Origin of the sequence: Parabacteroides sp. PH5-46, from assembly GCF_029892785.1 — a bacterium.
GTDB lineage: Bacteria > Bacteroidota > Bacteroidia > Bacteroidales > Tannerellaceae > DFXE01.
This window is the reverse complement of sequence record NZ_JARXXA010000014.1, coordinates 112,603-121,390: the sequence shown is the minus strand read 5'-3', so window position 1 is coordinate 121,390 and position 8,788 is coordinate 112,603. Positions and strand designations below refer to the sequence as shown.

Genomic DNA, 8,788 nt, shown 5'->3' with positions numbered 1-8,788 from the left:
CCTGCTTTGAGAGCCGAGGCAGCTGCATTGAGGTTGGCTACCGGATCTTCGGGATAGAGTCTTACAGCTGTTTCGAATACTTCTGCAAACTGCGGGCTTCCTTCCGGGTAGGTGTTTGCCACAAGGAACATCTCGTTGAGACTGAGCTGACGCGGCTGTGTTTTGATCACCTGTTTGGCTTCTTCCACATTGAAGTTCCTGGCATTGTAATCTATTCTTGCAACCACACGGCGTAGTTGTGGGTATAACTGATGTAGCATTTGCTGGTAAGGTCTTCCGCCATTGAGTGCCTTAAGACGGTTTTTCCGTTCTTCGGGGTTGTAGTAGTTGATGATTGAAAGGATGGTGCCTTTGGGCTCGATGAAAGATTGCTGTACCAAACGGCTTAAGCCTTCCCAGTCTTCACCACCATATCCTACCTGGTAGAGGTGTGAAGGGATACCGGCACGCATAGAAAGGTAATTTCTGAGCGCTTCTGCACGTCCTCTGGACAGCTGATTATTACCCTGTACACTTCCTTCGGGGGAGGCATAGCCAGTAATCAAGACACTGGTTACGGTCAGATTCTTATCCGAACGTATGCCACCAATGATCTGTTCGATCTTGGCAAGTTCGCGTGGGTTGTTACCGAAACTCGGATTGATCTCTGTACGTGCCACGGGGAAATCCAGGAAGACATCGCTCTGTTCGCTTCTTGCCTTTACCTGCTCCGCTTCGGGGCGGATATAAGCTACATGGATAGAAGGGCTGTATTCTTTTACTCCTTCTAGTATGATACGGTTGGCCAGTTTACGGCTCTCCCATTCTGCCGGTTCGCCTCCACATCCACAGAGGTCGCACTGTACATCCAGCTGTGCTTCACGCATCCAGTTTTCATAAGGCACTGCCTGGCGGTAGCGAACCACTTGGCGGTTCTCGCCCTTAAGTGGAATAACCACATAATGTGCCGAAGCAACCTGCTTTTGCCATCCATTGAGTTCTACCTCCCTTTCAAAAGCTTTCTGGCGGTGGCGTCCGTTAACTAGCACACTCTTCATTTTCACTTCCCGTCCTTTGGGAGAAGACAATACCGGAGTCAGCTCCAGGGAACGCTCTGTATTGAGATGCACATTTGTCAGGTCAATATCCATTATTAACAGTACGGAATCCTCCACTTGTCGGAGCGAATGCAACTTTAGTATGTCAGTAGATAACTGACAGTTGACAGTTGTAGCCAATAATGTTATATATAGTCCGGCCAGTGTATATAGTATCTTTTTCATATCCAGTTATTTGATGATGTAAATTAGAGAGATCCCCGCTTTTGTAGGTCCAAAATAGTTTTTGGTAAAATCACCGATTTTCTCAGCACATTTCTCACAAGGATACTTGGCATGATCGAGGTAGGCGTATCCAACCCCTACAGTTGCTTCTATGCTCCAACGCTTATTCAGTATCCACTGGTAGCCGTAGGAGATCCCTGCGCCGTAGAGGTAGCCCTCGTAACGGTGTTCATTGAGGCCAAACATCTTCAGTCCTCCGACATTGTAGCCTGCTACGTGTGCATGTAAGCCCATGAAGTGACCCATAAAGCGCTGGCAAAACCAGTAGCGGGCTTCAGGTTGTATGGCCCAATGCTTAAGTTTGCGGTTCTTGGAGAACTCCCAGGGGTTGTAGTTTACAGGTAATTCCAGCGTCCACTTAGGAGCCAAGCCGATTTCGAGACCCAGGTTCAGCGTCGTTGTCGCATCATACAATAGGTTCGACTTAAGGGCCACATCCTGTGATTTCGTAAAAGGTGAGAAAAATGTCAGCATGGCAAACGCCACTACAGTCTTTTTTATCCATCCAACGGTTATACAATTCTCTGTTTTCATCAATGTTAGTCTTCTTTTTTAAGGCTTCCTTTCCCTTTATTTTTACACTACCTATCACTTAGTGAGTGACAGCAGATATGCTTAGTGAAAATGTAAATGCTTGTATTTGTGGTAATTGTAAAATTCGTTTGTGTAGTTTCATAAAAAAGTGAAACATTTTTACAAACAGGGGATGCTGAAAAGTGCTCTAAAATCCGTCTCAAATTGTAATAAAAAGCCCGTTTGGAAGATTGAAGGAATAGGCATTGAAAGAGTAAAATTTGCAAACATTTTATAAACAATCTAATAATCTGCTCGTTAGGTTGATTTTTAGACAATTATAGGTCTGTTTGGGGAAGAAGATGCGTATTTATGTTAGAAACGCATTAGATTGATTTTGCTCACATAAAAGTTGAAGGCGAGAGCCTTGAATGGATTCGAATCCGGCTAAAGTCTGTTCTTCTACCGAATTTTTCGTCCTTTGCTCTCTACATGGGGCTTCTACGGTGTAGAACTTCGATGTCGACAGGGTATAGCTTGCCCGACCGGACAATTTTTATTTGTTTGCCCGGCTTCCGGTGTATATTTTCCAGCCTATATTATATGTATATCCACAAATTCAACCGACAATAATTGTGAATATATTGAAAAGAATTAAGTATTTCTGACGAATTTAAATGGTGGATATTTGCAGAAACTTACTGGTTTTTCTTCCTTTTCTGTCACTCACTAAGTGACAGATGTGTTGAAAATCAAATAGGTACTACAAATATATGCAAAATTCGTCATTCTTCCTTATCTTTTTTTCGGAAAATATAAATTAACTTAATATTCTATTGGCTACATGGCATGGGCAACGGCTTTTGCTACCGTCTCATTGGCTTTATCGAGCACACTTCTGTCGAAGGAGGCCAAGTAGATGCGGGTAGTTGCCTCGGAGGTATGTCCGAGGGCTTCGCTGATAACTGCCAGCGGCAGGTTTGCCTCCTTAGCGATGGATGCCCAGGTGTGGCGAGCCACATGGGTGGTGAGCTTGTTCTTCAGCCCCAAAAACTGTGAGATTTCTCTCAGCTTCTGGTTTTGTCTTCGTAAGCCGCTCTCATACTGCAAGCGGGGAGAGACATTCTTCCGGGTGATGATGGGGAGAAGGTAGGGGCTTTCTTCGGTAAGTGGACGGAAAATCTCTAGTATATCCTTAAGTTTCTGGGTCACCTTCAGTTCGATCCTCTGTCCGGTCTTCATCCGCTTGTATGATATAATATTATCCTTGAGGTCTTCTTTTTTCAGGAAAGCCATATCTACGTAAGACATGCCTCTGGCATGGAAGCTGAAAAGGAACATCAGGAGCGCCTGCTGTAGATGGAAGGGTAGTTCGGTGGGCTCTGAAGGCTGCAGCTTAGCTTCCACCTGATCAAGCAGGCTCATCTCTTTTTTGCTCAGGGCACGCTTTTTAGTGGTCTCATTCCCGGTGAACACATCGCGGAAGGGTGATATGCTGTGTGCTTGGAAAAGGCCTTCCTCTGCCCCTTTGTTGTAGATGGCCCGTAGGTTACGCATATAGAATGAAATGCTGTTACGCGCAAGTCCTTCTTCTGTGAGCTGAAACTCAAACTCTTTCATTAACAGGGGAGTCATGGCATTAAAATTCATGGAAGGCTTTTTACTGAAGTTGATAAACCTGTCCAGTACAGTCTGGTAGGCTCTGGCAGTACGCACTTGTCCCTTCTTTAGCATCCTTTCGACTAATTTGTCTACATAATCAGCTACACTAACCTTTTCTTTGTACTGCCTGTAGGCAGCAGCTATTTTGGCAGCATCGGGAGTTCCTTCCCTTTCGAACCGTAAGGCGGTGGATTCAACAAAGTAGCGGTCGTTTTCCAGCTCCGCTTTAGCCCAGGCAAGGTACCGGGAGCGTTCCCCTTCGATGAGTGGCGGGATAATCATTTGCCTGTCCAAATTCCACTCATAGGGATACAGGCGGATGCTGGTTGATACATTGTACGTGGTACGATTACTGATAATGCGTACAAAAAGGCTAAAAGCGCGACCCTTCACAGTGGAAGCTCGCAGCATAAATTTTACAGAAATCATCTTATCTTTCTTTTTAAGGTTAAAAAATAATCAAGTCCACACAGGATTAGTCATTGAATATGGCGGCAAAAATATAAAAAAACTACAGATAATTGCAAATTGTCAAATTGTTAATTTACCCCCTGTTTGCAGGCCGTATTTAGAGCTGAAGCAGGGTTTGCTTGTAAAAAAGGCTTTTATTTGACACTTTAGATTTGTTGCTTTGTAAGCTCACGAGGCGCATAACGGAACTCGCAGTGTGTTTTTTTAGATATTCTTCATTCATTATTCTATATTCGTTATTCTAAACCTGTCTTTTTGCTATCTTGAAAAGAACAGCGTTTGGGGGGCTGTTTTGCGTTAAAAAACGCTTCATTTTACACATTCTAGCCACCATGTTTTCACCTTGGCCGGAATAGTTAAAAAATCATTTGGATGAATCTCTGGAATCATTTGGATCAATGAGGGAATTTAATTGGATGATTTACTGAAATTATGAAGATAAAATAGGGAAAAGGTGGTGTTTTTACTGAAAATACGTTAAATATCGACCTAGAAATATTAAAAAATCTTTCAGGATTTATTTTTTTGTTGCTTTTGAATAAAAGTAAAGTTAGCTGAAATTTGCTTTTTGATAAAAGATGAAAGGATATAAGGTTTTTTAACAACAAAGTGAAGCTTGTTCTGAGCGACAGATCCGAGGTTTTAAAAATTAGCTCCTTTCCGGGGGCTATCAGCTTTGAACATTAAATTAAAGGAATTACTTTTGTTCGTTTAACATGAACTATGGCATTAAAAATTATACATACAGCGGATTGGCATTTGGGGCAAACTTTTTTTGGGTATGACCGTGAGGAGGAGCATGAGGCGTTTTTGAAATGGCTGGTTGATATACTTACGCAGCAGGCTGCGGATGTATTGTTGGTTACCGGGGATGTGTTTGATGTGGCAAATCCGGCGGCTTCGGCTCAGCGACAATTTTTTCGCTTTCTGAAGGAGGCGAATCGCCAGAATCCTCATTTGCAGATTATTATAACAGCTGGGAATCATGATTCTGCCGCCCGTCTTGAAGCTCCAGCTCCTGTTTTGGAGGAGTTGAATACGAGAGTGATAGGCATTATTCGCCGTTTGGAAAATGGAGCGATAGACTATGAAGCACTTACTATACCTTTATACAATAGGGAAAACAAACGCGAGGGCTGGTGTATGGCTGTTCCTTTTTTGCGGCAAGGCGATTATCCTTCTCCGGATGCCGGAGTAAGTACTTACGCAGAGGGGGTAAAGCGAATGTATGATGGTCTGTACCAATATGTTTTAGGAAAAAGTAATCCGGGTGAAACGATTGTTGCGACGGGTCATTTACATGCCACAGATGCGGAACTTTCCGCCGATGATAGGAGTGAGCGGATTATTATGGGAGGGCTGGAGTCGGTTGCCGCCGATACATTTAATAACGGCTTGGATTATACGGCACTGGGACATATTCATAAGGCCCAGCGAGTAGCCGGAAGGGAAAATGTTCGCTATGCGGGAAGTCCTTTGCCGATGTCTTTTTCTGAAACGAATTACCGTCACCAGGTTGTTTTTGTAACTATTGAAGGGGAACAGTTTGATATTGAGTCAATACCTGTGCCAGAAACTGTGTCGTTGCTGCGTATTCCTGCCCAGCCTGCCGAGGCAGAAGAGCTGCTTGCTGCTCTCTCTGATTTGCCGGAACGTGACAAGGAAGCTCTTTCATTATACCCCTTCCTGGAAGTACGTGTTTTGATGACTGAGCCTGATCCCGGTTTCCGCCATCGGGTAGAAGAAATACTGGAAAATAAAGCTGTCCGTCTGACTTCGATTATGCCTTCTTATCCCGAACGGGCTTATGAGGAGCGGTTCCGTCCCCGTTCTTTTACCGACTTGCAAAAGATTGATCCTCTGGATATGCTACGCCATACGTTTACCGCGCGCTATGGTGATGAACTGCCTGCGGAAATGGAAGCATTGTTTAATGAAGTGATACGGGAGGTGGAACTATGAAAATACTGGCGATTCGTGGACGAAACCTGGCCTCTCTGGAAGGAGAATTTGCTGTAGACTTTATGTCTGAACCTTTGTTGTCGGCAGGTATTTATGCAATCTCGGGACCGACAGGCGCAGGAAAGTCAACAATACTGGATGCCTTGTGCCTGGCGCTCTTTTCCAAAACACCCCGTACGGATCAGGCAAAAGAAAACAGTGTTAAAGTAAAGGATGTAAACGACGATACTCTGATGCAGGGAGACCCTCGCTTTATTTTGCGGCGGGGTACGGCTTCCGGCTATGCTGAAGTGGATTTTCTGGCGCTGAACGGCTATCACTATCGCTCCCGCTGGTCGATAGCACGTGCCCGGGAGAAAGAGAACGGGCGATTGCAAAACCCCAGGCTTACCCTGCATAACCTGGATACCGGAGAAGAAGAGCAGGGGAGCCGTTCGGATATACAAAACCGGATTATCGAACTGGTGGGTTTAACATTCGATCAGTTTACTCGCTCAGTTCTGCTGGCGCAAAACGATTTTTCAACATTCCTGAAAGCAGATCAAGGAGATAAAGCATCTTTGTTGGAAAAGCTGACCGGAACGGAACAATACTCCGTTATTTCTCGTCTGATCTTTGAGAAAAACAGCCAGGCAAGAGAAGCATACGAAAAGCTAAGAATGCAGATTGAAGGAATAGATATTCTCCCCGAAGAGGAAGAAAAAGAGCTGACTGCACGTCTGAAACAAGTCGATAAAACCTATAAACAACTGGAGAAACGGATAGCAGAGCGGAAGCGTTTGTTAGATACTATTGCTGCGGCTCAACAGTCTATTACGAACCGTCAGAAACAGCAACAAGGAGCATTAGAAGCATTAAACAAGGCTTTGGAATTGCTAGAAACGTCGAAAAAGTCGTATGCGGAAGCAGAGAAGGAGCATTTGCAATTACAGACTGTCTATCAGAATATGCAACCCGAACTGAAGATTGCCCGGCAATTAGATATCCGTTTGGAAACCGAGCGGAAAGTACTCGAAGAAGCACGGGGATCTTTGGCTAAAGCCTCTAAAGAACAAGAGACAAACGACACAAAACTGAAACAGCTGGCTACCAGCCGGCAAAAGCGGGCGGATGAAATGACCCGTTTGCAAAGCTGGATAGAAAAGTATAAATCGAAGGAGAAAACAGCCGAGCAACTGGAAGCCTTGCTGATTCGCCTGGATCATGCCTCGGAGGCCCGGAAAGCAAAAGAAAAAGCAGAACAAGGTTTGAAAAGCCTGCAAAAAAAGCAGACAGAAGTGGAAGAGAGTATCCGGAAATTGGACTTACCCGAGGCCTCGTGTGAACTGCCGGAAATAGAATCCATTATTGTACAGAGCCGTAACCAATGGGAGGTCTTAGTGGTAGAACAAACCCGTTTTGTAACCTCCGGCGATGTAAAAGCGCTGCGTGACAAATTAATGGAGGGTACACCTTGTCCGGTTTGCGGCAGTACCGAACACCCCTATGCTTCGGCCCATATTATAGAACGCTTTGTGAAAATGGGGGATGAGATAGCAGCCTTGAAAAAACGGATCGACCACCTGGAACAGTTGGCCCGGTTGGTGAGTGAAAAGAAAAAGAATAGCGAACAGCAAGCGATAGAACAGCAAGAAATATCCCGGCAGGTCGTCCTCCTGAACAACTCATTGACCGCTACGAATGACTTGTTTGGAAATGAAGCCTGGCAATTGCATTGGCAGGAAAACGAGATGACTTTCAGAGAAAAACTGACTACTTTTGCAACAGAGTGGAAGCGAAATAAGGAATTGTTGTTGCAACTGGAAAACCAACAAAAAGCTTCCGAAACAGAACTACGTTCGTATCAGGACTTTCAGCATACCTTGCAGCAGCAAGTGGAAGGCGCAAAAACAGCTTACGAAACCAAAGCCGGAGCTCTGGAAAAGATACAAGCGGAACGTTCTCTGTTGCTGGGTGGAAAGGCAGCCGATGTGGTGGAAAAAGAGTTGAATCTGAAACTGGACGATATCAAAAACCGTAAGGAAAAACTGCAACAGCTACAAACAGAACAAGTGGGTATAGCAGAGCAATCCCGGGGGATACAAGAACAGATAAGTAAGGAGCTGGCAGCAACTACCAACGAATTACTTATCCATCAGAAAGCCCTGGAGAGCTGGATGGAGGATTATAATCACACATTTGCAGATGCTCCGGCACCGGATGAATACTTCAAAGAACAGACCCGGCAAAAAAGCGAACTGGAGTTCCGCTTGCGCAAGCAGGAAGAAAACAAACAAAAAATAGCCTCATTACAACAAGAGCTAACCGATAAGCGGAATGTCAGCGAGCGCTGGGCGAAGCTGAATGAACTGGCGGGATCTGCAGATGGGGCGAAGTTCCGCCGGATAGCCCAAGGATACACCCTTGACGTTTTATTGGATTATGCCAATGTGCAATTACGTTATCTGACAAACCGCTACTTCCTGGAGCGTGTACCCGACACCTTGGCCTTGCAAGTAATAGACCGGGATATGTGCGATGAAGTGAGAACGGTTCACAGCCTCTCCGGTGGAGAATCTTTTTTGGTATCGCTGGCTTTGGCATTAGGTTTGTCCTCCCTTTCCTCCAATCGCATGAAGGTAGAAAGCCTGTTTATAGACGAAGGTTTCGGCTCGCTTGATGCCGACACACTACGCATGGCACTGGACGCTCTGGAAAGCCTCCGTACGCAAGGCCGGAAAATAGGTGTCATTTCCCACGTACAGGAAATGACCGAGCGCATTCCTGTTCAGATCAAGGTAGTTCCCTCAGGCAACGGTAGGAGTCATATTCTTAATTGAACATTTTCAACTTTCAACTTTCAACTTTCAACTAAATAG

The 8,788-nt window shown here is 45.0% G+C and carries 5 protein-coding genes; 2 read left to right on the top strand and 3 right to left on the bottom strand.

From position 1 onward, the window contains the following. From M2470_RS14330 to M2470_RS14320, 3 genes are all read right to left on the bottom strand, one after another. A partial coding sequence (locus M2470_RS14330; RefSeq protein WP_280745689.1) for a DUF3868 domain-containing protein occupies positions 1-1,262 on the bottom strand: 1,262 nt, incomplete at its 3' end. Between the two features lie 6 nt (positions 1,263-1,268). After that, positions 1,269-1,796 carry a DUF3575 domain-containing protein gene (locus tag M2470_RS14325; RefSeq protein WP_280745691.1) on the bottom strand — a complete coding sequence of 176 codons (528 nt, stop codon included), beginning with the start codon at positions 1,794-1,796 and terminating at the stop codon, positions 1,269-1,271. An 879-nt stretch (positions 1,797-2,675) separates the two neighbouring features. Continuing rightward, the gene (locus tag M2470_RS14320) at positions 2,676-3,926 is read right to left on the bottom strand and encodes a site-specific integrase (RefSeq protein WP_280745688.1); all 1,251 of its coding nucleotides are present in this window, start codon (positions 3,924-3,926) and stop codon (positions 2,676-2,678) included. Between the two features lie 765 nt (positions 3,927-4,691). Here M2470_RS14320 and M2470_RS14315 point away from each other — a divergent pair. Together M2470_RS14315 and M2470_RS14310 are read left to right on the top strand one after the other, a co-directional pair. Next, on the top strand, positions 4,692-5,930 hold the full coding sequence (locus tag M2470_RS14315; RefSeq protein ID WP_280745687.1) for an exonuclease SbcCD subunit D: 1,239 nt from the start codon (positions 4,692-4,694) through the stop codon (positions 5,928-5,930). Further along, positions 5,927-8,749 (top strand): AAA family ATPase, encoded by a 2,823-nt coding sequence (locus M2470_RS14310; RefSeq protein WP_280745686.1) that lies wholly within the window; start codon positions 5,927-5,929, stop codon positions 8,747-8,749. Before M2470_RS14315 ends, M2470_RS14310 begins: the two co-directional genes overlap by 4 nt. Positions 8,750-8,788 lie beyond the last annotated feature (39 nt).

Excerpts from the sequence above, each read along its gene's own strand:
- M2470_RS14325 (WP_280745691.1), bottom strand. The coding sequence starts at position 1,796 with ATGCTGACATTTTTCTCACCTTTTACGAAATCACAGGATGTGGCCCTT.
- M2470_RS14320 (WP_280745688.1), bottom strand. The coding sequence starts at position 3,926 with ATGATTTCTGTAAAATTTATGCTGCGAGCTTCCACTGTGAAGGGTCGC.
- M2470_RS14315 (WP_280745687.1), top strand. The coding sequence starts at position 4,692 with ATGGCATTAAAAATTATACATACAGCGGATTGGCATTTGGGGCAAACT.
- M2470_RS14310 (WP_280745686.1), top strand. The coding sequence starts at position 5,927 with ATGAAAATACTGGCGATTCGTGGACGAAACCTGGCCTCTCTGGAAGGA.